The organism is Ramlibacter sp. MAHUQ-53 (assembly GCF_052600055.1).
In genome coordinates this window covers 65,522-89,172 of record NZ_JBQWTS010000004.1, presented here as the reverse complement: position 1 = coordinate 89,172, position 23,651 = coordinate 65,522, and the positions used below count along the sequence as shown (strand labels likewise).

25 protein-coding genes are annotated in these 23,651 nt (G+C 67.8%); 5 read left to right on the top strand and 20 right to left on the bottom strand.

What is annotated here, in order from left to right; genetic code table 11:
- Positions 1-85: 85 nt before the first annotated feature.
- From asd to ACT80S_RS07850, 7 genes are all read right to left on the bottom strand, one after another.
- Positions 86-1,216, bottom strand: a complete 1,131-nt coding sequence (gene asd, locus ACT80S_RS07880; RefSeq protein WP_377414762.1) for an aspartate-semialdehyde dehydrogenase — start codon at positions 1,214-1,216, stop codon at positions 86-88.
- Between the two features lie 314 nt (positions 1,217-1,530).
- Positions 1,531-2,601: a 3-isopropylmalate dehydrogenase gene (leuB, locus tag ACT80S_RS07875; RefSeq protein WP_377414759.1), complete on the bottom strand. Its 1,071-nt coding sequence runs from the start codon at positions 2,599-2,601 to the stop codon at positions 1,531-1,533.
- 6 nt (positions 2,602-2,607) lie between these two features.
- On the bottom strand, positions 2,608-3,258 hold the full coding sequence (gene leuD, locus ACT80S_RS07870; protein ID WP_377414756.1) for a 3-isopropylmalate dehydratase small subunit: 651 nt from the start codon (positions 3,256-3,258) through the stop codon (positions 2,608-2,610).
- Between the two features lie 5 nt (positions 3,259-3,263).
- The gene (locus ACT80S_RS07865) at positions 3,264-3,386 is read right to left on the bottom strand and encodes an entericidin A/B family lipoprotein (protein ID WP_377414753.1); all 123 of its coding nucleotides are present in this window, start codon (positions 3,384-3,386) and stop codon (positions 3,264-3,266) included.
- A gap of 11 nt (positions 3,387-3,397) precedes the next feature.
- Complete coding sequence (gene leuC / locus ACT80S_RS07860; RefSeq protein WP_377414750.1) at positions 3,398-4,819, bottom strand: 3-isopropylmalate dehydratase large subunit; 1,422 nt, start codon at positions 4,817-4,819, stop codon at positions 3,398-3,400.
- Positions 4,820-4,850: 31 nt separating this feature from the next.
- The gene (locus ACT80S_RS07855; RefSeq protein WP_377414747.1) at positions 4,851-5,786 is read right to left on the bottom strand and encodes a LysR substrate-binding domain-containing protein; all 936 of its coding nucleotides are present in this window, start codon (positions 5,784-5,786) and stop codon (positions 4,851-4,853) included.
- 129 nt (positions 5,787-5,915) lie between these two features.
- Positions 5,916-6,398 (bottom strand): MarR family winged helix-turn-helix transcriptional regulator, encoded by a 483-nt coding sequence (locus tag ACT80S_RS07850; RefSeq protein WP_377414744.1) that lies wholly within the window; start codon positions 6,396-6,398, stop codon positions 5,916-5,918.
- Between the two features lie 109 nt (positions 6,399-6,507).
- Between ACT80S_RS07850 and ACT80S_RS07845 the strand changes: the two genes are divergently transcribed.
- The 4 genes from ACT80S_RS07845 (at position 6,508) to ACT80S_RS07830 (ending at position 10,660) form a co-directional block, all read left to right on the top strand.
- The gene (locus ACT80S_RS07845) at positions 6,508-7,746 is read left to right on the top strand and encodes a 3-hydroxybenzoate 6-monooxygenase (RefSeq protein WP_377414741.1); all 1,239 of its coding nucleotides are present in this window, start codon (positions 6,508-6,510) and stop codon (positions 7,744-7,746) included.
- A gap of 39 nt (positions 7,747-7,785) precedes the next feature.
- Positions 7,786-8,832 carry a cupin domain-containing protein gene (locus ACT80S_RS07840; protein ID WP_377414738.1) on the top strand — a complete coding sequence of 349 codons (1,047 nt, stop codon included), beginning with the start codon at positions 7,786-7,788 and terminating at the stop codon, positions 8,830-8,832.
- Positions 8,833-8,912: 80 nt separating this feature from the next.
- On the top strand, positions 8,913-9,614 hold the full coding sequence (locus ACT80S_RS07835) for a fumarylacetoacetate hydrolase family protein (RefSeq protein WP_377414735.1): 702 nt from the start codon (positions 8,913-8,915) through the stop codon (positions 9,612-9,614).
- Between the two features lie 47 nt (positions 9,615-9,661).
- Positions 9,662-10,660 (top strand): Bug family tripartite tricarboxylate transporter substrate binding protein, encoded by a 999-nt coding sequence (locus ACT80S_RS07830; protein WP_377414732.1) that lies wholly within the window; start codon positions 9,662-9,664, stop codon positions 10,658-10,660.
- 76 nt (positions 10,661-10,736) lie between these two features.
- Here ACT80S_RS07830 and ACT80S_RS07825 read toward each other — a convergent pair whose 3' ends face one another.
- The 3 genes from ACT80S_RS07825 to ACT80S_RS07815 form a co-directional block, all read right to left on the bottom strand.
- Positions 10,737-11,486 (bottom strand): GntR family transcriptional regulator, encoded by a 750-nt coding sequence (locus tag ACT80S_RS07825; RefSeq protein WP_377414730.1) that lies wholly within the window; start codon positions 11,484-11,486, stop codon positions 10,737-10,739.
- A 426-nt stretch (positions 11,487-11,912) separates the two neighbouring features.
- Positions 11,913-12,908, bottom strand: a complete 996-nt coding sequence (locus ACT80S_RS07820; protein ID WP_377414727.1) for a Bug family tripartite tricarboxylate transporter substrate binding protein — start codon at positions 12,906-12,908, stop codon at positions 11,913-11,915.
- 40 nt (positions 12,909-12,948) lie between these two features.
- Entirely contained in the window at positions 12,949-13,857 is a 909-nt protein-coding gene (locus tag ACT80S_RS07815) for an alpha/beta fold hydrolase (protein ID WP_377414724.1), read from the bottom strand.
- Positions 13,858-14,001: 144 nt separating this feature from the next.
- Here ACT80S_RS07815 and ACT80S_RS07810 point away from each other — a divergent pair, with 144 nt between their 5' ends.
- Positions 14,002-14,481 carry a MarR family winged helix-turn-helix transcriptional regulator gene (locus ACT80S_RS07810; RefSeq protein ID WP_377414721.1) on the top strand — a complete coding sequence of 160 codons (480 nt, stop codon included), beginning with the start codon at positions 14,002-14,004 and terminating at the stop codon, positions 14,479-14,481.
- 94 nt (positions 14,482-14,575) lie between these two features.
- On the opposite strand, the gene ACT80S_RS07805 is transcribed toward ACT80S_RS07810, so the two are convergent.
- The 10 genes from ACT80S_RS07805 to sdhC form a co-directional block, all read right to left on the bottom strand.
- Positions 14,576-15,013 carry a PACE efflux transporter gene (locus ACT80S_RS07805; protein ID WP_377414718.1) on the bottom strand — a complete coding sequence of 146 codons (438 nt, stop codon included), beginning with the start codon at positions 15,011-15,013 and terminating at the stop codon, positions 14,576-14,578.
- A gap of 169 nt (positions 15,014-15,182) precedes the next feature.
- Positions 15,183-15,869: a GntR family transcriptional regulator gene (locus tag ACT80S_RS07800; RefSeq protein WP_377414715.1), complete on the bottom strand. Its 687-nt coding sequence runs from the start codon at positions 15,867-15,869 to the stop codon at positions 15,183-15,185.
- 65 nt (positions 15,870-15,934) lie between these two features.
- A complete protein-coding gene (locus ACT80S_RS07795) occupies positions 15,935-17,611 on the bottom strand; it encodes an MFS transporter (protein ID WP_377414713.1) in 1,677 nt (558 codons plus the stop codon).
- Positions 17,612-17,652: 41 nt separating this feature from the next.
- Positions 17,653-18,354 (bottom strand): haloacid dehalogenase type II, encoded by a 702-nt coding sequence (locus ACT80S_RS07790; RefSeq protein WP_377414711.1) that lies wholly within the window; start codon positions 18,352-18,354, stop codon positions 17,653-17,655.
- Between the two features lie 224 nt (positions 18,355-18,578).
- Positions 18,579-19,889, bottom strand: a complete 1,311-nt coding sequence (locus ACT80S_RS07785; protein WP_377414709.1) for a citrate synthase — start codon at positions 19,887-19,889, stop codon at positions 18,579-18,581.
- A gap of 15 nt (positions 19,890-19,904) precedes the next feature.
- Positions 19,905-20,168: an FAD assembly factor SdhE gene (locus ACT80S_RS07780; RefSeq protein ID WP_377414707.1), complete on the bottom strand. Its 264-nt coding sequence runs from the start codon at positions 20,166-20,168 to the stop codon at positions 19,905-19,907.
- Positions 20,169-20,190: 22 nt separating this feature from the next.
- The gene (locus ACT80S_RS07775; protein WP_377414705.1) at positions 20,191-20,892 is read right to left on the bottom strand and encodes a succinate dehydrogenase iron-sulfur subunit; all 702 of its coding nucleotides are present in this window, start codon (positions 20,890-20,892) and stop codon (positions 20,191-20,193) included.
- Positions 20,893-20,919: 27 nt separating this feature from the next.
- On the bottom strand, positions 20,920-22,728 hold the full coding sequence (gene sdhA, locus ACT80S_RS07770) for a succinate dehydrogenase flavoprotein subunit (protein WP_377414703.1): 1,809 nt from the start codon (positions 22,726-22,728) through the stop codon (positions 20,920-20,922).
- 16 nt (positions 22,729-22,744) lie between these two features.
- Positions 22,745-23,110, bottom strand: a complete 366-nt coding sequence (gene sdhD, locus ACT80S_RS07765) for a succinate dehydrogenase, hydrophobic membrane anchor protein (RefSeq protein WP_377414701.1) — start codon at positions 23,108-23,110, stop codon at positions 22,745-22,747.
- A 22-nt stretch (positions 23,111-23,132) separates the two neighbouring features.
- Positions 23,133-23,567 (bottom strand): succinate dehydrogenase, cytochrome b556 subunit, encoded by a 435-nt coding sequence (gene sdhC / locus ACT80S_RS07760; RefSeq protein ID WP_377414699.1) that lies wholly within the window; start codon positions 23,565-23,567, stop codon positions 23,133-23,135.
- Positions 23,568-23,651: the final 84 nt, after the last annotated feature.

Here is a 23,651-nt window from a genome sequence, read left to right as displayed (position 1 = left end):
CGGCGGATCCCTCGCGGTGGCCCGTTGCCATGTGACAACGGCCTGCAACTCGGGGTTACAGGCCGTTGTCAGTTGTGTCTGCCGATCAGGCTTCCAGCAGGATGCGCAGCATGCGGCGCAGCGGCTCGGCGGCGCCCCACAGCAGCTGGTCGCCCACGGTGAAGGCGCCCAGGTAGTCGTTGCCCATGGCCAGCTTGTGCAGGCGGCCGACCGGGACCGTGAGGGTGCCGGTGACGGCGGCCGGGGTGAGTTCACGCTCGGTGATCTCGCGCTGGTTCGGCACGACCTTCACCCAGTCGTTGGCGCCGGCGATGATGCCCTCGATCTCGTCGAGCGGGACATCCTTCTTCAGCTTGATGGTCAGGCCCTGCGAGTGGCAGCGCATGGCGCCGATGCGCACGCACAGGCCGTCGATCGGGATCGAGCCGGCGCTGCGGAACGGCGCGTTGCCCAGGATCTTGTTGCACTCGGCGCCGCCCTTCCACTCTTCCTTGCTCTGGCCGTGCTCGACGGGCACGTCGATCCAGGGGATCAGGCTGCCGGCCAGGGCGGTGTTGCGGAAGTTCTTGGTCGGGAAGGCGGCGTCACGCATGGTGGCGGCCACCTTGCGGTCGATGTCCAGGATGGCGGACGAGGGGTTGGCGAGGTCGTCCTTCACCGCGTCGTGCAGCGCGCCCATCTGGGACAGCAGCTCGCGCATGTTCTGCGCGCCGGCGCCGGAGGCGGCCTGGTAGGTCATGGCGCTGACCCACTCGACCAGGCCGTGCTGGAACAGGCCGCCCAGGCCCATCAGCATCAGGCTCACGGTGCAGTTGCCGCCGATCCAGTTCTTGCCGCCCTTGGCCAGGGAGGCGTCGATGACGTTGCGGTTGACGGGGTCCAGGATGATGACGGCGTCATCGGCCATGCGCAGGGCGGAGGCGGCGTCGATCCAGTGGCCGTTCCAGCCGGCGGCGCGCAGCTGGGGGTACACCTCCTTGGTGTAGTCGCCGCCCTGGCAGGTGATGATGATGTCGCACTTCTTCAGGGCCTGGATGTCGTTCGCATCCTTGAGCGTCTTCTCGTTCTTGGCCATGGCCGGGGCGGGGCCGCCGGCGTTGGAGGTGGAGAAGAACACCGGCTCGATCAGGTCGAAATCGCGCTCGGCCTGCATGCGGTCCATCAGGACCGAGCCCACCATGCCGCGCCAGCCGACCAGGCCTACCAACTTGCTCATTTCATCGCCCTTTCAAAAGTCAGAAACAGGTCCACGCCTGACTGTCTTGCCCGGCTCGTCTGGCCGGGAAGGGCGCACGACGAACCGGAGCCGTTCAGCCCGTAATGGTCGTGGTTTTGATGGAAATTGCACGTGCGCCGGCAGCCACCATGGCGGCAGCAGCGGTGTTCAGGGTGAACGGGCGGACGGCAAACATGGGCCCGATTGTAGCGGATGGGCTTATCCGGGCCTGACAGGCGAGGCCGGGCAGGCGGCCCGGGCCGCAAACGGCAACGCGCCCGAAGGCGCGTTGCTGCCGGCGTGGGGCGTGGGTATCAGCCCAGCGCCTTCACCACCGCATCCCCCATCTGCACCGTGCCGACCTTGGTCGTGCCTTCGCTGTAGATGTCGGGCGTGCGCAGGCCCTGCGACAGCACCTTCTTGACGGCCGCCTCGATGCGGTCGGCGGCTTCGGCCTGGTTCAGGCTGAAGCGCAGCATCATCGCGGCGCTCAGGATGGTGGCCAGCGGGTTGGCCACGCCCTTGCCGGCGATGTCCGGCGCGGAGCCGTGGCTCGGCTCGTACAGGCCCTGGTTGCCGGCGTTCAGGCTGGCCGAGGGCAGCATGCCGATGGAGCCGGTCAGCATGGAGGCTTCGTCCGAGAGGATGTCGCCGAACATGTTGCCGGTGACCACCACGTCGAAGAACTTGGGCTGCTTGACCAGCTGCATCGCGGCGTTGTCCACGTACATGTGGTCCAGCGTCACGTCGGGGTACTCCTTGCCCACCTCGGTGACCACGTCCTTCCACAGCTGGAAGGTCTCGAGCACGTTGGCCTTGTCCACGCTCGTCACATGCTTGTTGCGCTTGCGCGCGGCCTGGAAGGCCACATGGGCGATGCGCTCGATCTCCGGGCGCGAGTAGCGCATGGTGTCGAAGGCTTCCTCGGCGCCGGGGAAGTGGCCGTCGGTGGCCACGCGCCGGCCCCGGGGCTGGCCGAAGTAGATGTCGCCGGTCAGCTCGCGGATGATCAGGATGTCCAGGCCGGACACCAGTTCCGGCTTCAGGCTGGAGGCGTGCGTGAGCTGCTCGTAGCAGATGGCGGGGCGGAAGTTGGCGAACAGGCCCAGGTTCTTGCGCAGGCCGAGGATGGCCTGCTCCGGGCGGAACTGGCGCTCCAGCTTGTCGTACTTCCAGTCGCCGACGGCGCCGAACAGGATGGCGTCGGCTTCCTTGGCCAGCTTCAGGGTGGACTCGGGCAGCGGGTGGCCATGGGCGTCGTAGGCGACGCCGCCGACCAGGGCCTGCTCCATCTCGAAGGGAAGGCCCAGGACCTTCAGGACCTTGACCGCCTCGGCGACGATCTCGGTGCCGATGCCGTCACCCGGCAGGACTGCAATCTTCATCTGTGTTTATCCGTTCATGGTGTGGGCGAGCCACGGCTTGGTGGCCAGGCGCTGCGCTTCGTAGGCCTGGATCTTGTCCTTGTGGCGCAGGGTCAGGCCGATGTCGTCGAAGCCATTGAGCAGGCAGTACTTGCGGAAAGGCTGGACGTCGAAGGGCAGCTCCTCGCCCTGGCCCTTGACCACCACCTGGCGCTCCAGGTCGATGGTGAGCTCGTAGCCGGGGAAGGCCGCGACCTCGTCGAACAGCTTGGCCACGGCGGCCTCGGGCAGCACGATGGGCAGCAGGCCGTTCTTGAAGCAGTTGTTGAAGAAGATGTCGGCGTAGCTCGGCGCGATCAGGGCGCGGATGCCGAACTGCTGCAGCGCCCACGGGGCGTGCTCGCGCGAGGAGCCGCAGCCGAAGTTCTTGCGCGCCAGCAGGATGGAGGCGCCCTGGTAGCGGGCCTGGTTCAGCACGAAGTCCGGATTGGGCTTGCGGCTGGCCGGGTCCTGGCCGGGCTCGCCGCGGTCCAGGTAGCGCCACTCGTCGAACAGGTTCGGGCCGAAGCCGGTCTTGCGGATCGACTTGAGGAACTGCTTGGGGATGATGGCGTCGGTGTCGACGTTCTCGCGGTCCATCGGGGCCACGAGGCCCTTGTGCACGGTGAATTTGTCCATGGTGATTACTTCTTCGCTGCGTTCTCGATGGCGTTGCCGGCCTTCTGGATGTCCTCGCCGAGGCCCCTGACGGTGTTGCAGCCGGCCAGCACGAAGGCGGCGGCCAGCACAGTGGCGATCAGTTTCATGGTCGGTCCTTTCAGGCGAACTTGCGGATGTCGACGAAGTGGCCGTGCACCGCGGCGGCGGCGGCCATGGCCGGCGACACCAGGTGGGTGCGGCCGCCCGCGCCCTGGCGGCCTTCGAAGTTGCGGTTGCTGGTGGAGGCGCAGCGCTCGCCCGCCTCGAGGCGGTCGGCGTTCATGGCCAGGCACATCGAGCAGCCCGGCTCGCGCCACTCGAAGCCGGCGGCCTTGAAGATCTCGTGCAGGCCTTCGCGCTCGGCCTGCTCCTTCACCTGGCCGGAGCCGGGAACCACCATCGCCACCTTGACGTTCTTGGCGACCTTCTGGCCCAGCTTCTTGACGACGGCGGCAGCCTCGCGCATGTCCTCGATGCGGCTGTTGGTGCACGAGCCGATGAAGACCTTGTCGATGAAGACGTCGTCGATCGGCTTGCCCGGCTCCAGGCCCATGTAGGTCAGCGCGCGCTCGATGGCGCCGCGCTTGGTGGCGTCCTTTTCCTTGTCGGGGTCGGGCACGCGGCCGTCGATGCCCAGCACCATCTCGGGCGAGGTGCCCCAGGTGACCTGCGGCACGATCTGCGCGGCGTCGAGTTCGACCACGGCGTCGAACTTGGCATCCGCGTCGGAGTGCAGGCCGCGCCAGTAGGCGACGGCCTGGTCCCACTCCACGCCGGTGGGCGACAGCGGGCGGCCCTTGACGTACTCGATGGTCTTGTCGTCCACGGCCACCAGGCCGGCGCGGGCGCCGGCTTCGATGGCCATGTTGCACACGGTCATGCGGCCTTCCATGGTCAGGCCGCGGATGGCGGAGCCGGCGAACTCGATGGTGTAGCCGGTGCCGCCGGCGGTGCCGATCTTGCCGATGATGGCCAGCACCACGTCCTTGGCGGTGACGCCGCGGGCCAGCTGGCCCTCGACCTTCACCAGCATGTTCTTGGCCTTCTTGGCCAGCAGGGTCTGGGTGGCCAGCACGTGCTCCACCTCGGAGGTGCCGATGCCGTGGGCCAGCGCGCCGAAGGCGCCATGGGTGGAGGTGTGCGAGTCGCCGCAGACCACCGTCATGCCCGGCAGGGTGGCGCCGTTCTCGGGGCCGATCACGTGCACGATGCCCTGGCGCTTGTGCAGGAAGGGGAAGTAGGCGGCGGAGCCGAACTCGGCGATGTTCTTGTCCAGCGTCGTGACCTGCTCCTTGGAGATCGGGTCGGTGATGCCGTCATAGCCCAGCTCCCAGCCGGTGGTGGGCGTGTTGTGGTCGGCGGTGGCGACCACGGAGCTCAGGCGCCAGACCTTGCGGCCCGCCTCGCGCAGGCCCTCGAAGGCCTGGGGGCTGGTGACTTCGTGCACCAGGTGGCGGTCGATGTACAGCACGGCGGTGCCGTCTTCCTCGGTGTGGACGACGTGTTCGTCCCAGATCTTGTCGTAGAGGGTGCGTCCCATGGGGCAGGTCCTGTGAGAGGGGAAAAGAATTTTATCGGGGGGGCATCGCCTCACCGACGAGGTGGTCGGCGAGCAGGCGCGCGGTGACGGGCAGGGTGGCGAAGTCGCGCGCCACCAGCTGCAGCTCGCGCACCGCCCACGTATCGGTCAGGGGCACGGCCGCCAGCGCGCCGACGGGGTTCAGCAGCGCGAAGGCGCGGTCCGGCATCAGGCCGATGCCCAGGCCGTTGTCGATCATGCGGCACATCGCATCCAGGCCTGTCACCTGCATGCGAAGCCGCACGGCGCGTCCCGCCTGGTGGGCGGCACGGCTCATGGCGAGGTAGATGGAGCTGTTGCTGTGGAGGCCGATGTGGTCGCAGTCGAGCGTGTCCACGAAGGCCACCTGCGGCAGGGGGGCCAGCGGGTGGCCGGCGGGCACCACCAGCACCAGGCGGTCCTGGCGGTAGGGTCGGGCGGCGAGGTCGGCGAAGTCGGCGCGGTCGCCGGCGAGGTGGCACACGCCCAGGTCGCAGTCGCCCTCGCGCACGGCCGCCAGCACGTCGGCGCTGAGGGATTCGTTCAGGTCGATCTTGACCTCGGGGTGGCGCCGTGCGAAGCCGGCCAGGTCCTCGGGCAGGAACTGCACGATGGCCGAGATGTTGGCATGCACCCGCACATGGCCGCGAACCCCCTCGGCGTACTCGCTGAGTTCCGCCTGCATGCGCTCCAGGCTGAACTGCACCGAGCGGGCGTGGTGCAGCATGGACTGGCCCGCGGGCGTGAGCTCCACGCCGCGGGCGCGCCGGTAGAACAGGGGGGTGCCCAGCGCCTGCTCGAGGTCGGCGATGCGCTTGCTGGCGGCCGAAGCCGCGATGTATTCATGCTCCGCCGCGCGGCCGATGCTCCCGCACTCGCTGGCCGCGACGAACAGCTGCAGCGACGTGAGGTCGATGCGGCGCATGAAGCTGCGGTCGGGGGTGTGCATGAAATCGCGTCAGACGAAGGCTGAGGCGATTATCGGGGCTGTTCTCGGCTGAGGCTTCGTTGTTTGCGAAGTCTGGCTACGCGGAGGCCGAAGCCAGGGGCGCTCCGGCCGCCTGCCTTCCCGGGCCGCTCACACCCCGCTGGGCGCCCGGCTCAGTTCGTTGTTCGCATTGACCAGCACCTGCAGCATCCGCATGAACTCCTGGCGCTGCGCGGGCGGCAGGGGCGCGAGGATGCGCTCCTGGGCGCGCAGCATGGCCGGGTCCACCTCGTCCAGCAGGGCCAGGCCCTCCGGGGTGGGGGTGAGCAGGCGCACGCGCCGGTCGTGCTCGGAGGGGTTGCGCCGCACCAGGCCGCGGGCCTCCAGCCGGTCGATCACGCCGCCAGTGGTGGAGGTGTCCAGGCCGATGCTGGCCGCCAGCGTGCGCTGGTCCAGGCCGGGGGTGCGGCGCACCGTGCCCAGCGCCGCGTACTGCACCGGCGTCAGGCCGAAGGACTCCGTCTCCTGCAGGAAGATCGCCACCGCGATCTGCTGCATGCGGCGGATGTAGTGGCCGGGAAGCTCCTCCAGCCGGGGAGGGGCCGCGCTGCCTGGGGTCGGGTCGCTGGACATTCTGAGCCGGGTGTGGGGTTAACCCTGGAAGACCGAATACTCATTATTCCTATACTTTTCGTCAGTATGCTGATTAATTGGTGACCCCGCCCGATAGACACGGATGCGCATGAACGCACAAACCACGTCCCTCCCGGTCGTCGTCGCCGGCGGCGGTATCGGCGGCCTGGCCGCCGCGCTGGCGCTGGTGCGTCGGGGCTTCCAGGTCTTGGTGCTGGAGCAGGCCGCGCGCATCGGCGAGATCGGCGCCGGCATCCAGCTCGGCCCCAACGCCTTTGCCGCCTTCGATGCCCTGGGCGTGGGCGAGAAGGCCCGTGGCCGCGCCGTGTACACCGACTACATGGTCATGCACGACGCGATCGACGAGTACCAGGTCGCCAGGGTTCCCACCGGCGAGGCCTTCCGCCAGCGCTTCGGCAACCCCTACGCGGTGATCCACCGCGTCGACGTGCACACCTCGCTGCTCGAGGGCGCGGTGGAGACCGGCCGGGTCGAGTTCGTCACCAGCGCCCGTGTCGAGCGCGTGGAGCAAGACGAGGCCGGCGTCACCGTGCACTGCGCCAACGGCAAGAGCCACCGCGGCCAGGCCCTGATCGGCGCCGACGGCGTGAAGTCGGTGGTGCGCGAGCAGTACGTGGGCGACCCGGCCCGTGTCACCGGCCACGTGGTCTACCGCGCCGTCGTCGAGCAGAAGGACTTCCCGGAGGACCTGCAGTGGAACGCCGCCAGCCTCTGGGTCGGCCCCAACTGCCACCTGGTGCACTACCCCCTGCGCGGCGGCGAGCAGTACAACGTGGTCGTGACCTTCCACAGCCGCCAGGAGGAGGTGTGGGGCGTCACCGAGGGCAGCAAGGAGGAGGTGTGGGGCGTCACCGAGGGCAGCAAGGAGGAGGTGCAGAGCTACTTCCAGGGCATCTGCCCGAAGGCCCGCCAGCTGATCGAGCTCCCCCGGAGCTGGAAGCGCTGGGCCACGGCGGACCGCGAGCCGATCGGCCAGTGGACTTACGGCCGCGTGACCCTGCTGGGCGATGCGGCCCACCCCACCACGCAGTACATGGCCCAGGGGGCCTGCATGGCCATGGAAGATGGCGTGACGCTGGGCGAGGCCCTGCGCGTGCACGACAACGACTGGACCCGGGCGCTGGACCTGTACCAGCGTTCCCGGGTGGCCCGCACCGCGCGCATCGTGCTGTCCAGCCGCGAGATGGGCCGCCTCTACCATGCCAAGGGCGTGGAGCGCCTGGTTCGCAACGACCTGTGGAAGGGGCGTTCGGCCGAGCGCTTCTACGATGCGATGGAATGGCTGTACGGCTGGAAGGTCGACAACTGCCTGGCCACGCCTCACTGAGCCCAGAGACCAGAGACAACCCGGAACGAAGGACCCGTCATGCAAGAACTCGGACGCCTGGAAGACCTGCCCCAGGAGTACGTCGAAGACCTGCGCAAGCTGAACCTGGTGCCGCTGTGGCCCAGCCTGCGCGGCGTGCTGCCGCCGAAGGTGCCGACGCGCCAGACCCGGCCCACCCACTGGCCGTATGCGGCGATCAAGCCGCTGCTGCTGAAGTCGGGCGAGCTGACCCCGATCGAGAAGGCCGAGCGGCGCGTGCTGGTGCTGGCCAATCCGGGCCATGGCCTGGAGAAGATGCAGGCCTCGGCCGCGATGTACCTGGGCCTGCAGCTGCTGCTGCCCGGCGAGTGGGCGCCCAGCCACCGCCACACGCCCAACGCGGTGCGCATGGTGGTGGAGGGCGAGGGCGCCTGGACCACGGTGGAAGGCGAGAAGTGCCCCATGGTGCGCGGCGACCTGATCCTCACCCCCACCGGCCTGTGGCACGAGCACGGCCATGACGGCGACCAGCCCGTGGTCTGGCTCGACGTGCTGGACCTGCCGCTGGTGTACTACATGGAGGCCAGCTACCACATCAACGGCGACGGCAAGCGCCAGGCCACCAAGGCCTCGCACGGCGAGCGCGCCTATGCGCGCGGCGGCGTGGCGCCCACGACCGTGTTCCAGCGGGAGAACCACCGCTACCCGATGCTGCGCTATCCCTGGGCGGATGCCCGCGCCGCGCTGGAGTCGCTGGCGCGGGACCGGCCGGACCAGGCCTGCGTGCAGGTCACCTACATCAACCCGGAGACCGGCGAGGATGCCGAGAACATCCTGGGCTTCTATGCGCTGATGCTGCGCCCTGGCCAGGCGCTGCGCCTCAACGCGCGCTCGCCGGCCCAGGTGTTCCACCAGATCGAGGGCCGCGCCGAGGTCACCGTGGAAGGCAGCGCGCCCTTCACCCTGGCGGAGGCCGACACCTGCTGCGCCCCGGGGTACACCGCGGTGACCCTGCGCAACCTCTCGGCGGACCAGCCGGCCTTCCTGTTCATGGCCGACGAATCCCCGCTGCACCGCAAGCTCGGCGTGTACGAGGACCGCGGCTGACGCCTTCCACAGCGGCCCGGGGCGCTGCCAGCCGCGCCCCGGGCCTTCGTTCATCGACTCCTGCCCCTTCGAGGCCGTTCGTGACCCAGTACCTGTTCACCCCGCCCGCCACGCCCTCCCTGCCCATTCGCGGCCGGGCCGAGCGCTTCCCGATCAACCGCCTGTTCTTCGTGGGGCGCAACTACCATGCGCACGCCGTCGAGATGGGCAAGCCGGTCGACAAGACCGTGGAGCGCCCCTTCTACTTCACCAAGGCGCCGCAGACGCTCACGCCCTCGGGCGCCACCGTGGCCTACCCGCCGGAAACGAAGAACTTCCACTTCGAGATGGAGCTGGTGGTGGCCATCGGCCAGGCGGGCTTTCGCGTGAAGGCCGAGGACGCGCACCGGGTCATCTACGGCTACGCCGCCGGCCTGGACATGACCCGCCGCGACCTGCAGCTGGCGGCGCGCGACAAGGGCCGCCCCTGGGACCTGGGCAAGGACGTGGAGCAGTCCTCGGTGTGCTCGGAGATCGTGCCCCTGGAGGGCGTGGTGATCGACAAGGGCGAGATCGCGCTGGCCGTCAACGGCGAGACCCGGCAGCACTCCGACGTCGACAGGCTGATCTGGAACATCCGCGAAATCATCGCGGACCTGTCCCTCTTCTACCACCTGCAGCCTGGCGACCTGGTCTACACCGGCACGCCCGAGGGCGTGGGCGCGGTGGTGCCCGGCGACCGCATCACCGGCCATGTGGCCGGCGTGGGCGAGGTGGCGCTTACCATCGGCCCAGCGGCCTGAGCCGCGCCCGCGAGATCGACCTTCACAGCGCCAACCCGGAGACAACGATGAACCTTTCCCGCCTGACCCGCCGCGCCACCCTGGCGGCCGCCGGCCTCGCCCTGCTGGGCGCCGGCACCGCCGCCCAGGCGCAGGCCGACGCGAGCTTTCCCAGCCGCCCCGTGACCCTGGTCACGCCCTTCGCCGCCGGCAGCGGCCCCGACGCCGTGCTGCGCCAGGTGTCCGACAAGCTGTCCAAGCTGTGGGGCCAGCCGATCACCATCGCCAACCGTCCGGGCGGCGGCGGCTTCATCGCCATCGAGTCGGTGCGCCGCGTGCCGGCCGACGGCTACACGCTGCTGCAACTGGACAGCGAGCACCTCGCCGCGCTGCCGCTCCTGTACAAGTCGAAGAACTTCGTCACGCTGGACCACTTCGACCCGGTGGTGTCGCTGTTCCGCACGCCCTTCCTGGTGGCGGTGGCCACCGACTCCAAGGTCAAGGACATGAAGGACCTGGTCGCCGCCGCGAAGGCCGCGCCGGGCAAGACCAGCTACGGCTCCTGGGGCATCGGCAGCCCGGGCCACCTGGGCGGCGAGGAGCTGGAGCTGCGCACCCAGGCCGAGATGGCGCACGTGGCCTTCCGCGAGGTCTCGCAGCTGTACACCTCGGTGGGCGCGGGCGACGTGCAGTGGGCCTTCGGCAGCATCCCGTCGAGCGCGGGCGTGTTCAAGGCCGGCAAGATCCGCTACATCGCGGTGGCGGCGCCCAGGCGCATCCCGCAGATGCCCGACGTGCCGACCGTGGCCGAGGCGGGCGGCCCGGCCGGCTTCGAGGTGAACTCGTTCGTCTCGCTGGTCGCGCCCAAGGGCCTGCCGCCGGCGGTGGCGGCCAAGATCAACGCCGACGTGCTCAAGGTGCTGGCCGACCCGGAGATCAAGGCCCGCTTCGACACCTTCGCCTTCGAGATCCTGAACTGGTCGCCCGCCGAGATCCGCCGCAACGCGGACCTGAAGTTCAAGACCTACGAGCAGCTGGTCAAGCGTAAGAACATCTCGCTGGATTGAGGCGCGGCGGACGCCGCTGTCGTCCTGACGCCCGGCACCGCCGGGCGTTTTTCATGGGGCCTCGGCGGCGAAGCGCTCAGGCCTTGTGCCGCAGCTGCACGCGCATCGCGTACTTGAACACCCCGCTCGGGTGCAGCGACCGGGCCACTTCCAGCACGCGCTGGCCCTCGCCCAGGTAGAAGCGGGTGATCTGCATCGCCGGCGCGCCCGGGGTCACCTTCAGGTGGGCGGCCACCTCGTCGTCCACCGAGGGCACGCAGGTGATCTCCTGGCGGATCTCGGTGATGGTCTGGCCGAAGCGCTTCTCGATCAGCGAGAAGATCGGCTGCTTGCTGCGGTTGGTTTCATCCAGTACCGCGCCGAAGGCCAGCGGGATGAAGATCTCGGAATAGGCCACCGCCGACCCCAGCGCCGGGTCCGACCGCACCGTGCGCACGCGCCACCAGTGCTCGCCCGGCTTGCAGCCGAACTCCTGGGCCTGCGCCTTGTCGATCACCACCTCCTCGCGGTCGAGGATGCGCACCCGCGTGGTGGTGGCGTACTGCATCAGGTCCTGCGCCGAGCTGAAGGCATGGCTGTACTGCGAGACCAGCCGCGTCTCCTGGACGATCGTGCCCACCCCCTGCTGGCTGGTCACCAGCCCCAGCTCGTGCAGCGTGCGCAGCGCCGCGCGCACCGTGTGCCGGCTCACCCCGAAGCGCAAGCTCAGCTCCGGCTCGGAGGGCAGGTGGTCGCCGATCTTGTAGCGGCCGCTGCGGATGTCGTTGGACAGCGCGGCGCTGACCAGGCCGTGCTTGGTCGTGGGGGGCGGCGTCAACGAAGGCATGGTGTCCTGCGGCGTGTCACGGAGCGTGATTGTCCGTGTTTTCGGCCCGCCGGGTTGGCGATGTATGGTTGTCCGGACAAGAAATTCCGGCCCTGCATGCCCCCTCGGGGCGCTGTGCGAGGACGGGTGGGCGAGGGACCGGCTCCCTCCGGCGGGCCTATTCCCTTCTTGTTCGGGCAGCCGTCCGGCACAACGATCCGACCAGGAGCGGCGAGCGCCACGTCGCGCTGATCGACGCGGCGTGCGTGGACGGCTACCCCGCGCTGGCGCGCGAGCGCATCCTCTCGATCCTGCGGGAGGATGCGAGGCCGGGGTTCGAGGATATCGAGACCTTGCGGGAGATCTGGCAGCGCCGGACTGCGGCCGGCCGAGACCCAGCTCCCGGCTGGCTTCCCGGCCTGTGGCCCCGGGCCTGTGCGGCCCGCCTCACTGGTCCAGCGTCAGCCCCGCGGTGCGGATGTAGCTGCCCCAGCGGTCGAATTCGGCGTGGACGAAGCGCTGGTAGGCGGCGGGGCCCATCTTGTCGATCACCATGGTCATCTTGCGCATGACCTCGGCCACCTGCGGCTCGGCGATGGCCCCGGTGATCGCGGCATTGAGCTTCTCGACGATGTCGGCCGGCGTGCCGGCCGGCGCGAGGAAGCCGAGCCAGGGGCCCATGTCGATCTCCACGCCCATCTCCTTCATCAGGGGCACGTCCGGGAAGGCGGCCAGGCGCTCGCGCGCGGTGATGGCGAGCATGCGCACCGTGCCCGCGCGCACATGCTGGTCGGCGACGAGCACCGGAACGATGGCGCACTGGATCTGGTTCGACAGGCTGGCCTGCATCAGGGGTGCCGTGCCGTTGTACGGGACATGGAGCAGGTCGACCCGGGCCTTCTGCTTGAGCGCCTCCATCGTGATCTGGCCCGAGCTGCCCTGGCCCCAGGAGCCGTAGGTCAGGGGCTCACGGGCCTGCTTCGCCATTTGGAGGAACTGCGCGAAGGTCTTGGCCGGGTGCGAGGCGTGGACGACCAGGGTCAGCGGCGTGAAGCCGATCGGCGCCACCGCGACGAAGTCCTTCTTCGAGTCGTAAGGCGAGGTCTTGAGGAGGTTGGGGGCGATCGAGTGCGAGTCCGCCGTGCCGTACACCAGGGTGTAGCCGTCCGCCGGGCTGCGGGCGACCGCCAGGCTGCCGATCGTGCCGATGGCGCCGGGGCGGTTGTCCACCACCACCGGCTGGCCCAGGCGCTGCGCGATCGCCGGGGTCATGGCACGCACCAGCACGTCGCCGCCGCCGCCGGCGGCCCAGGGCATGACGATGCGGATCGGGTGGTTCGGGAAGCTGTTCGCCGCCTGGGCGAACCCGGACAGCGGGGCGGCGCCGCCGAGGGCGGCGGCGAGGCCCGCGAGGGCCGTGCGGCGGGTGATCGGGTGTTGCATCGGGACTCCTTCGGGTGAATGGGGGGAAGGGCTCGCGGGCTCAGAGGCCCCGCGATTCGAGCCAGGCCACGAGCGCGTCGGCGATCGCCTCGCGGTTGTCTTCCAGCATCAGCATGTGGCCGTTGCCGCGGATGCCGATGTCCGGCAGCCACAGGAAGCTGGCGCCGAGGTGGCGGGCGAGGGCCTCGTCGGTGGCGCGCGGGTGGCGGTGGTCGTGCTCGCCGGTGACCACCAGCACGGGGCGCTCGCCGACGCGCGACGGCGCGCGCAGCTTCAGGCCGCGGCCGCCGATGTTGAAGCGTTCATTCAGCAGGCGCGGGCTCTCGGGCACCACCGTCGCCGCGTAGGCCTCGAACGCCTGCTGCGGGAAGCGCGGGCTCGAGGCCCAGAAGGCGCGGATGAAGTCGCGGTCCACCCGCACGGGCTCGCCCGGCCGCGCGTAGACGGGGCAGCCCGCGGACTCGTCGTCGCGCAACGCGGCGAGGGCCTGCGGGTCGTCCGGCAGCGCGGGCAGGAGTTCGGCCGAGGGGCCGGGCGCGATGCCGATGATGGCCGCCACCTGCGCGGGATGGTTCTCCGCGAGCCACCAGGCCAGCGGACCGGCCGCCGAGTGGGCGACCAGGAGGGCCGGGCCGGTCGTGGCGAGCAGGGCGGCCAGCGAGCGGGCGATGTCCTCGGTGCCCAGATCGGCCAGGCGCTCGAAGCCCGGGGACTGGCCGTGGCCCGGCCAGTCCGGCACATGGACCGGGTGGCCGCGCCGCGCGAACCGTGCCGCCCAGCCCGTACCGCCATCCGGCGGCGCGAGGTAGGCCGCACCGGTGTGGAAGCCGCCATGCAGCATCACCACCGGCAGCCGGCGCGTGCCCGACGTGGCCGCCGGCGGCACGAACGCCACGTGCATCGGGTGGCTCGGCGTGCCGGCGAGCAGGTGGTCGGCCTGTGGTTCCATATGGGACTAAATGGTGCCATATGGAACAAATTGGGGGTTCAGGGATTTCCCGGGGCGCGTGCCGGCGCGAGGCGGGGGGCGCGCGATGCCGGTACCATCGTGCGGCCCGCCTCGCAGGGCGCGCATTTTCCACCCCGACTCCCCATGCCCGAGACCCAGCCCCTGAGCGACATCCTGGACGGCGTGTCCATCCCCTTCGCGTACAAGCTGGGCTACATGGTCAACTCCTACCGGGAGCCGTCGTTCCGGTCGATCGAGGCCCGGTACGGGCTGACGCGGCCGGAGATCCTGACCCTGATCTTCCTGTTCCACCGCGACGGGATTTCCGCGACCGACATCTGCGACCTGTCCGGCCACCTGAAGAACAACATCAGCCGCGCCGTCACCGCGCTGGAGGGCAAGGGCTTCCTGCGCCGTGAGCCCGACCCGAAGGACCAGCGCCGCCAGCTCCTGTACATCACGGCGGCCGGACGCAAGATGCACAACCGCTTCATGCCGGGCCTGCAGGCGCGCGAGGCGGCCATGATGGCGTGCCTCGACGCCCAGGAGAAGGCGGACCTCGAGCGCGTGCTGCGCAAGCTGTGCGCGCATGTGGACGGGTGGTGCAAGGAAGAACACGTCTAGGGTTACCCTAGCCCGACATGCCGCGGGTTGCGTCACGCGGCGCGGAAGGTCGCGCGGACGGTGGAGGCGGGGCGTCGTGCCGCCGCCCCCGGGGTCAGCGCCCCGGATCGCTGGCGGCCGCCGAGGCCGGCAGGCCGAACACCCGGTCGAAGGCCCAGGTGAAGGCGACGGCGTAGACGAAGAAGAACACCAGCAGGCCGAGGTTCGCCACGAAGGCCTCCAGCGGCGAGATGTCGAGCCACAGCGACATCACCGGCACCAGGATGACCGTGAGGCCGCCCTCGAAGCCCACGCCATGCGCCAGCCGCCGCGCGAACGAGCGCCCGCGAACCGCCTGGCGCGATTCCCAGCGCTCGAACATCCAGTTGAAGACGTAGTTCCAGGTGAGCGCGATGGTCGATAGCACCACCGCCAGCCCCAGGGTGGAGGCCTGCGGCTTGTCGAAGGCGAAGCCCAGCACGGGGCCGACGAAGGCGATCGCGATCACCTCGTAGAGGAGGGCCTGGACGATGCGGCGGGTTCTGGGGCTCATGGGCGGGTGCAGGGGAGGGCGGTGGGCGTGGGGCAGGACAGGACGGGGAAGGGCCGGGCCCGAGGCCCCTGCGCCGGCCGCCAGAGAAAAGCCCGCCGAAGCGGGCTTGTCCGTGGGCGCACGGGGCACGGAGCACGGCGGGTTGCCGCTGCGGCGTTCCTTTGCAGCCTTACATTTCGATCGTCAAGCGGGTGAAGGCTTCCAGGTGATCAAAAAGCGCATCCGAGGCAGCCTGTGCCGCTGTGGCATCACCCTCGGCAATCGCTATCGCAATGGCGGCGTGGAGCTGTGCCGATTTGTGCGCGTCATCCAGCGCGTGATGGACGAAGTAGAAGCGGCGCGACAGGGCGTCCAGTGCGTCCAGCGCATGGCAGGCATATTCGTTGTGGATGCACGCTGAAAACAGGTCGTGGAAGTCCTTGTCGGCCAGCAGGAGTGCTCGGCCATCGTCGGCCTCTCCCGCATCCAGCAGCCGCTGCGCGACCGTGCGCATGGCCTGCCGTTGCTCGGGCTTCGAGCGCCTGGCGGCCGAGCGAGAGGAGTAGCCCGCAAGTTCACGACGAACTTCCAGGAGTTTGAGGTGCTCGACAGGGTTGACATCGGTGACCACGATGCCCCGACGGGGCAGGACGTGAACGAGGCCCTCCCTTGCCAGACGCTGGAGCGCCTCCCCGACCGGAGTCCGGCTGACGTTCAGGCGGGCGCACAGCTCGGCTTCGGACAGGATATGGCCAGGCGGAAGCTCCAGGGTCACCAGCATCTCCTCCAACTGCGCATAAACCCGATCCGAAAGACTTGGCCGGGAAGCGTTCCCTGCTGATGGCGAGGCGGGTTGCGAGGAGGGGTGGGAATTCACGGATGCAAAACAAAGTGCGAAGGGCGCGAAAAAAGTCTATCACGCGCCCTTCGCTGGGCCCCGGCTCAGTCGCGGATGTCGACGTCCTTGGTCTCCGGCAGGAAGATCAGGCCGATCACCAGCGTGATCGCGGCGATGATCACGGGGTACCACAGGCCGTAGTAGATGTCCCCATGCAGCGCCACGAGGGCAAATGATGTCGTCGGCAGGAGGCCGCCCAGCCATCCGGTGCCGATGTGATACGGCAGGGACATCGACGAATAGCGCAGCTTGCTCGGGAAGAGTTCCACCAGCGCCGCCGCCGTCGGCCCGTAGACCATGGTCACATAGAACACAAGCAGGAAGATCAGGCCCAGCACCGCGGGCTTGTTGATCTGGTCCGGGTTTGCCTTGGCCGGGTAGCCGGCGCTAGTGATGAGCGCCGCGACTTCCTTTGCAAAGGCCGCCTGCTTCTGCTTGGCTTCCGCGGCAGGCAGGCCGGTGGCGTCGAACGAGGCAATCTCCTGGTTGCCCACCTTGATGACGGCCACGGCACCCTTCGGCGCCTGCTCCGTCTTGTAGTTCACGGAAGACGAGGCCAGCTGGGCCTTGGCAATGTCGCAGGACGAGGTGAATTTCTTCGTGCCCGTCGGGTTGAACTGGAACTGGCATTCCGCGGGGTCGGCAATCACCACCACCGGCGAGTTGGCCAATGCCTTTTCAAGTTCCGGGTTGGCGTAGTGGGTGATCGCCTGGAAGATCGGGAAGTAGGTCAGCACCGACAGCGCCAGGCCCGCCATGATGATCTTCTTCCGCCCGATCTTGTCCGAGAGCCAGCCGAAGAAGACGAAGAAGGGCGTGGCCAGGGCCAGGCCACCTGCCACCAGGATGTTGGAGGTGACGCCCTCGACCTTGAGCGTCTGCGTGAGGAACAGAAGCACGTAGAACTGGCCGGCGTACCAGATGCACCCCAGGCCCCCCGTGATCCCGAACAGGGCGATCAGGACGTACCTGAGGTTGGACCAGCGCAGGAACGACTCGGTCAGGGGCGCCTTGGAGATGGACCCTTCCTTCTTCATCTGCTCGAACACGGGGGATTCGTGCATGGCCAGGCGAATCCAGACCGAGATGGCCAGCAGGACGATGGACAACAGGAACGGGATGCGCCAGCCCCAGTCGGCGAACTGCGCTTCGCCGAGGCTCAGCCGGCAGGCCAGGATGACCATCAGCGAGAGAAACAGGCCCAGGGTGGCCGTCGTCTGGATCCAGGAAGTGAACAAGCCCCGCTGGCCCTGCGGTGCGTGTTCAGCGACGTACACCGCGGCGCCACCGTACTCGCCACCCAGAGCCAGGCCCTGCAAGAGGCGCAGGGTGATCAGGATGATGGGGGCGGTGATCCCGATCGAGTCATAGGTGGGCAGGAGACCGACGCCAAAGGTCGAGACACCCATGATCAGGATGGTGGCCAGGAAGGTGTACTTGCGGCCGATCATGTCGCCGAGGCGGCCGAACACCAGCGCGCCGAAGGGCCGCACGATGAACCCTGCGGCAAACGCCAGCAAGGCAAAGATTAGCCCCGTGGAGGGATCCGCTTTTGCGAAGAAATGCTTGGCGATGAAAGCGGCCAACGACCCGTACAGGAAAAAGTCATACCACTCGAAAACGGTGCCTAGTGAAGACGCAAAAAGAATTTTCTTGTGCGAGTTTTGGAGGGCAGGCGCCTGCGACGGGAGTGCGCTGGCTGGCGTGATGACGGCTGACATGTACGTCCCTTGAGGTTGGGTGGAAAGGAAGATTCGCAGGGTCAGGCGGCGACCGCCTCGGAGGACCGGATTCCAAGCACTTGCGGGAGTTGCTCGATGCTTCGCAGCTCGACGTGGGGCAGCAGGCCCAGTTCATCCGGCAAGTCCGCCTTGCGGTTGATCCAGATGACCTTGAAGCCGAAGGCGCGGGCGCCGGCGACATCAAAGAAATTGGAAGTCACGAAGCCCACTTCATGGCGCTCGACACCGAAGTGGTCGATGGCCATCAGGTAGGTCTGCGGATGCGGCTTGTAGACCTTCACCGCGTCCACGCTGAACAGCTTGTCGAACTGGTCTGCCAGGCCCGAATTCCTAACCAGTGCGTTGATCAGGTCCGGCGTGCCAACGGACAGGATGGAGCGCTTGATGGACGCCAGTTGGGGCAGGGCCGCGGCTGCGTCGGGGAAGGGCGTGAGCGATTCGTAGGCGCTCATCAGCTTGCGTCGCTCGCTCTCCCCCCCGGGAAGCTGCAGGAACTTCAGGCTGTACTTGAGGGCTGCCTCGGTGTTTTCGTTGTGGGGGATATACCGCCCCATCAGGGTGCGCAGGTACATGTATTCGATCTGCTTGGCGCGCCAGAGCTGGCTGAGGGCCTGGCCCTTGCCCGGAAACATCTGTTCCGCCAGCGCGACGACCGAATGCACATCAAACACAGTGCCGTAGGCGTCGAATGCCAACGCCTTGATTCCCGTCAGTTCCGTCATGAGGTTCTCCTGTTTAAGACCGGTTGCGCTCCGTTGATGGGAGCGAATAAGCAATCCTTGTGCCTGAAATCCGGCTGGGATTTCAGTTGGATTTCAGAGAATAGGGGAGATCAACGAGCACCAGTCCCGGGTTTTCCCGCGGCAGGTGTCTGCGAGGGGGGGGCGGCGCGGAAAAAGAAAAAGCCCGCCGAAGCGGGCTTTGTCGTGGGGGCCGAAGCAGCCGGTCAGCGCTGGGCGATGGGCTTGACGTCGCGCTTGGCGGAGCCGTTGAACAGCTGGCGGGGACGGCCGATCTTGTACTCGGGGTCGCCGATCATCTCGTTCAGCTGGGCAATCCAGCCCACGGTGCGGGCAAGCGCGAAGATCGCGGTGAACAGCGAGGTGGGGATGCCGATGGCGCGCTGCACGATGCCGGAGTAGAAGTCCACGTTCGGGTACAGCTTGCGCGACACGAAGTATTCGTCTTCCAGGGCGATCTTCTCCAGTGCCTGGGCGATCTGCAGCAGCGGGTCGTTTTCCACGCCCAGGTGGCCCAGCACTTCCTTGCAGGTTTCCTGCATCAGCTTGGCGCGCGGGTCGTAGTTCTTGTACACGCGGTGGCCGAAGCCCATCAGCTTGACGTTGGAGTTCTTGTCCTTGGCCTGCTTGATGAAGTCACCGATCTTGGCCACGCCGCCGGCCTGCTGGATCTCGTTCAGCATGGTCAGGCAGGCCTCGTTGGCGCCGCCGTGGGCCGGGCCCCAGAGGCAGGCCACGCCGGCCGCGATGGCGGCGAACGGGTTGGTGCCGGAGGAGCCGCACAGGCGCACCGTGGAGGTGGAGGCGTTCTGCTCGTGGTCGGCGTGCAGGATGAAGATGCGGTCCAGGGCGCGCACCAGCACGTCGTCGGGCTTGTACTCCTCGCACGGCGTGGCGAACATCATCTGCATGAAGTTCGCGGTGTACGACAGGTTGTTCTTCGGGTACATGTACGGCTGGCCGGCGCTGTACTTGTAGGCCATCGCCACCAGCGTGGGCATCTTGGCGATCAGGCGGATGGCCGAGATCTCGCGGTGCTCCGGGTTGTTGATGTCCGTGCTGTCGTGATAGAAGGCCGACAGGGCGCCGACCAGGCCGGTCATCACGGCCATCGGGTGGGCGTCACGGCGGAAGCCGCGCAGGAAGAACTGCATCTGCTCGTTGACCATGGTGTGCATGGTCACGCGCTGGGTGAAGTCGGCCTTGCCCTTGGCGTCCGGCAGGTCTCCGTACAGCAGCAGGTGGCAGGTTTCCAGGAAGTCGCACTGGGTGGCCAGCTGCTCGATGGGGTAGCCGCGGTACAGCAGCTCGCCCTTGTCACCGTCGATGTAGGTGATCGCCGACTGGCACGACGCGGTGGACAGGAAGCCCGGGTCGTACGTGAACATGCCGGTCTGCGCATACAGCTTGCGGATGTCGATCACATCGGGGCCGATGGTGCCCTGGTACACGGGCATCTCGACGCTGGGGCTGCCGTTGGAGAACGACAGGGTGGCTTTGTTGTCGGCGAGTTTCATAAGTCTTCCTTCAAATCAGGTCCGCAGCATCTCGAGCACTTCTCTCACGTCGGCGGTGTCGAGTGCGCCGTCAGGCTCCCTGCGCCGCAGCAGCAGGTCCAGCAGGTCGTTGTCGGACAGGTCCATCAGCCCGTTGAGGGCGTTGGCCTGCCGCACCGTCAGCCCGCGCTCGTGGCGCTGGAAGAACCGCTCGATGAACAGGTCGTTCTCCAGCAGGCCCCGGCGGCAGCGCCACTTGAGCTTGCTGAGCGCGCGTTCATCGATTGGCTCGTCGGTCATTGCAAGATCCACGCCCGTGCCGTCAGACGGCGCGGCGGACCATCAGTTCCTTGATCTTGCCGATCGCCATCGTGGGGTTCAGGCCCTTCGGGCAGACATCCACGCAGTTCATGATGGTGTGGCAACGGAACAGGCGGTACGGGTCCTCGAGGTTGTCGAGACGCTCGCCGGTGGACTGGTCGCGGCTGTCCGCGATGAAGCGGTAGGCCTGCAGCAGGCCGGCAGGGCCGACGAACTTGTCGGGGTTCCACCAGAAGCTGGGGCAGCTGGTCGAGCAGCTCGCGCACAGGATGCACTCGTACAGGCCGTTGAGCTCTTCACGCTCCTCGGGCGACTGCAGGCGCTCCTTCTCGGGCGGGATCGTGTCGTTGATCAGGTACGGCTTGATCGAGTGGTACTGCTTGAAGAACTGCGTCATGTCCACGATCAGGTCGCGCACCACCGGCAGGCCCGGCAGCGGCTTCAGGACGATCGTGCCCTTGAGCGTGTTCATGTTCGTCAGGCAGGCCAGGCCGTTCTTGCCATTGATGTTCATGGCATCGGAGCCGCACACGCCTTCGCGGCAGGAGCGGCGGAACGACAGGGTCGGGTCCTGCGCCTTGAGCTTCATCAGGGCGTCCAGCAGCATGCGCTCGTTGCCGTCGAGTTCGATCTCGACGGTCTGCATGTACGGCTTGGCGTCCTTGTCCGGGTCGTAGCGGTAGATCTGGAAGGTGCGTTTCATGGTGATCTCTCGGGTACTTCTGCGGGCTTAGAAGGTGCGGACCTTGGGCGGCACCGACTCGACGGTCAGCGGCTTGAGCTTGACCGGCTTGTAGGTCAGGCTGTTGTCCGCGCTGTGCCACAGGGTGTGCTTCATCCAGTTGGCGTCGTCGCGGCCCAGCGGGGCGACGGCGTCATCGGCGGGACGCTCGTAGTCGTACACGGTGTGGGCGCCGCGGCACTCGCGGCGTGCGGCGGCCGAGGTCATCGTGGCCTGGGCGGCCTCGATCAGGTTCTCGACTTCCAGCGCCTCGATGCGGGCGGTGTTGAACACCTTGGACTTGTCCTTCAGGCCGATCTTGCCCACGCGCTCGCGGATGGCGTTGATCTTCTGGACGCCTTCGTCCATGCCGGCCTGGGTGCGGAACACGCCGGCGTGCTGCTGCATGGCGGCGCGGATGTCGTTGGCGACGTCCTGGGCGTATTCGCCGGAGGAGTCGGCTTCCAGGCGGTTCAGGCGCTCCAGCGTGCGGTCGGCAGCGTCGGCCGGCAGGGGCTTGTGCTCCTTGTTCTTGTCGTTGAACTCGACGATGTGGTTGCCGGCGGCGCGGCCGAACACCAGCAGGTCCAGCAGCGAGTTGGTGCCCAGGCGGTTGGCGCCGTGCACCGACACGCACGAGCACTCGCCCACGGCGTACAGGCCGTTGACGATGTCGTTGTCGCTCTTGCTGTTCTGCACCACCACCTGGCCATTGATGTTGGTCGGAATGCCGCCCATCTGGTAGTGGATGGTGGGCACGACCGGGATCGGCTCGCGGGTGATGTCGACGTTGGCGAAGTTCACGCCGATCTCGTAGACCGAGGGCAGGCGCTTGTGGATGGTGTCGGCGCCCAGGTGGTCCAGCTTCAGGAGGATGTGGTCCTTGTTGGGACCGCAGCCACGGCCTTCCTTGATTTCCTGGTCCATGCAGCGCGAGACGAAGTCACGCGGGGCCAGGTCCTTCAGCGTCGGGGCATAGCGCTCCATGAAGCGCTCGCCGTTCGAGTTCAGCAGGATGGCGCCTTCGCCGCGGCAGCCTTCGGTGAGCAGCACGCCCGCGCCGGCCACGCCGGTGGGGTGGAACTGCCAGAACTCCATGTCTTCCAGCGGGATGCCGGCGCGCGCCGCCATGCCCAGACCGTCACCGGTGTTGATGAAGGCGTTGGTGGAGGCGGCGAAGATGCGGCCGGCGCCGCCGGTGGCCAGCAGCACGGTCTTGGCCTGCAGGATGTGCAGGTCGCCGGTTTCCATCTCGAGGGCGGTCACGCCGACCACGTCGCCGTCGGCGTCGCGGATCAGGTCCAGGGCCATCCACTCGACGAAGAAGCTGGTCTTGGCCTTGACGTTCTGCTGGTACAGCGTGTGCAGCATGGCGTGGCCGGTGCGGTCGGCCGCGGCGCAGGCGCGCTGCACCGGCTTCTCGCCGTAGTTGGCGGTGTGGCCGCCGAACGGGCGCTGGTAGATGGTGCCGTCCGGGTTGCGGTCGAAGGGCATGCCCATGTGCTCCAGGTCGTACACGACCTTCGGCGCTTCACGGCACATGAACTCGATGGCGTCCTGGTCGCCCAGCCAGTCGGAGCCCTTGATGGTGTCGTAGAAGTGGTAGTGCCAGTTGTCCTCGGACATGTTGCCCAGGGAGGCGCCGATGCCGCCCTGCGCCGCCACGGTGTGGGAGCGGGTCGGGAAGACCTTGGACAGGACGGCCACGTTCAGGCCGGCGCGGGACAGTTGCAGCGAGGCGCGCATGCCGGAGCCGCCGGCACCGACGATGACGACGTCGAACTTGCGCTTGGTGATGTTCTTGGAGGAGTAGGTCATGCTCGTTGTCTCCGGATCACAGGCGCCACAGGACCTGGATGGCCCAGCCGGCACAGCCGACCAGCCAGACGATGGAGAAGATCTGCAGGGCCAGGCGGATGCCCAGCGGCTTGATGTAGTCCATGAGGACGTCACGCACGCCGACCCACACGTGGTACAGCAGGGCGACGATGACGGAGAAGGTCAGGACCTTCATCCACTGGGCGGCGAAGATGCCGGCCCACTTGTCGTAGCCGATCGGGCCGGCGGTGAACAGCACCTGGGCCAGCACGATCAGGGTGAAGAGGGCCATCACGACGCCGGTGACGCGCTGGGCCAGCCAGTCACGCAGGCCGTAGTGCGCGCCGGTGACGATGCGCTTGGAGCCGTAGTTCACGGACATGTTGGTTTGCTCCTGGAAATACTTAGTACAGGCCGAACAGCTTGGCGCCGAGGACCACGGTCAGGGCGACGCTCAGCACGAGGACGACCTTGGCCGAAGCGGCGCCGGACTTCTTGTCGACGGCGGCGTGGCTCAGGTCCATGCGGATGTGGCGCAGGCCGGCGATGAAGTGGTGCAGGTAGGACCAGATCAGGGACAGGGCCACGAGCTTGAGGAACCAGCCCGGGACAAAACCAAGGCCGCCCTCGAAGGCGGCCTTGAAGCGGGCGAACGAAATCTCGGAGGACACGGAGGTGTCGAACATCCAGATGATGAACGGCATGAGCACGAACATCAGGACGCCGCTGACGCGGTGCAGGATGGAGACGATGCCGGCGGCGGGCAGCCGGTAGGTCGGCAGGTCCGAGAGGGCATTGATGTTGCGGAATTCGGGCCGCTTCTTGGTGAGTTCTGTCATGGCGGGGGTGGGCTTTCTTGACAACCGTAAATTCTATTTCAACGCGACAGGCTGACGCGGAGCCTTCAGGCATGACCCGCGACA

Bases quoted from the DNA above. Each gene is read 5' to 3' on its own strand.
- asd (WP_377414762.1), bottom strand. From the start codon at position 1,216: ATGAGCAAGTTGGTAGGCCTGGTCGGCTGGCGCGGCATGGTGGGCTCG.
- leuB (WP_377414759.1), bottom strand. From the start codon at position 2,601: ATGAAGATTGCAGTCCTGCCGGGTGACGGCATCGGCACCGAGATCGTC.
- leuD (WP_377414756.1), bottom strand. From the start codon at position 3,258: ATGGACAAATTCACCGTGCACAAGGGCCTCGTGGCCCCGATGGACCGC.
- ACT80S_RS07865 (WP_377414753.1), bottom strand. From the start codon at position 3,386: ATGAAACTGATCGCCACTGTGCTGGCCGCCGCCTTCGTGCTGGCCGGC.
- leuC (WP_377414750.1), bottom strand. From the start codon at position 4,819: ATGGGACGCACCCTCTACGACAAGATCTGGGACGAACACGTCGTCCAC.
- ACT80S_RS07855 (WP_377414747.1), bottom strand. From the start codon at position 5,786: ATGCACACCCCCGACCGCAGCTTCATGCGCCGCATCGACCTCACGTCG.
- ACT80S_RS07850 (WP_377414744.1), bottom strand. From the start codon at position 6,398: ATGTCCAGCGACCCGACCCCAGGCAGCGCGGCCCCTCCCCGGCTGGAG.
- ACT80S_RS07845 (WP_377414741.1), top strand. From the start codon at position 6,508: ATGAACGCACAAACCACGTCCCTCCCGGTCGTCGTCGCCGGCGGCGGT.
- ACT80S_RS07840 (WP_377414738.1), top strand. From the start codon at position 7,786: ATGCAAGAACTCGGACGCCTGGAAGACCTGCCCCAGGAGTACGTCGAA.
- ACT80S_RS07830 (WP_377414732.1), top strand. From the start codon at position 9,662: ATGAACCTTTCCCGCCTGACCCGCCGCGCCACCCTGGCGGCCGCCGGC.
- ACT80S_RS07825 (WP_377414730.1), bottom strand. From the start codon at position 11,486: ATGCCTTCGTTGACGCCGCCCCCCACGACCAAGCACGGCCTGGTCAGC.
- ACT80S_RS07820 (WP_377414727.1), bottom strand. From the start codon at position 12,908: ATGCAACACCCGATCACCCGCCGCACGGCCCTCGCGGGCCTCGCCGCC.
- ACT80S_RS07815 (WP_377414724.1), bottom strand. From the start codon at position 13,857: ATGGAACCACAGGCCGACCACCTGCTCGCCGGCACGCCGAGCCACCCG.
- ACT80S_RS07810 (WP_377414721.1), top strand. From the start codon at position 14,002: ATGCCCGAGACCCAGCCCCTGAGCGACATCCTGGACGGCGTGTCCATC.
- ACT80S_RS07805 (WP_377414718.1), bottom strand. From the start codon at position 15,013: ATGAGCCCCAGAACCCGCCGCATCGTCCAGGCCCTCCTCTACGAGGTG.
- ACT80S_RS07795 (WP_377414713.1), bottom strand. From the start codon at position 17,611: ATGTCAGCCGTCATCACGCCAGCCAGCGCACTCCCGTCGCAGGCGCCT.
- ACT80S_RS07790 (WP_377414711.1), bottom strand. From the start codon at position 18,354: ATGACGGAACTGACGGGAATCAAGGCGTTGGCATTCGACGCCTACGGC.
- ACT80S_RS07785 (WP_377414709.1), bottom strand. From the start codon at position 19,889: ATGAAACTCGCCGACAACAAAGCCACCCTGTCGTTCTCCAACGGCAGC.
- ACT80S_RS07780 (WP_377414707.1), bottom strand. From the start codon at position 20,168: ATGACCGACGAGCCAATCGATGAACGCGCGCTCAGCAAGCTCAAGTGG.
- ACT80S_RS07775 (WP_377414705.1), bottom strand. From the start codon at position 20,892: ATGAAACGCACCTTCCAGATCTACCGCTACGACCCGGACAAGGACGCC.
- sdhA (WP_377414703.1), bottom strand. From the start codon at position 22,728: ATGACCTACTCCTCCAAGAACATCACCAAGCGCAAGTTCGACGTCGTC.
- sdhD (WP_377414701.1), bottom strand. From the start codon at position 23,110: ATGTCCGTGAACTACGGCTCCAAGCGCATCGTCACCGGCGCGCACTAC.
- sdhC (WP_377414699.1), bottom strand. From the start codon at position 23,567: ATGACAGAACTCACCAAGAAGCGGCCCGAATTCCGCAACATCAATGCC.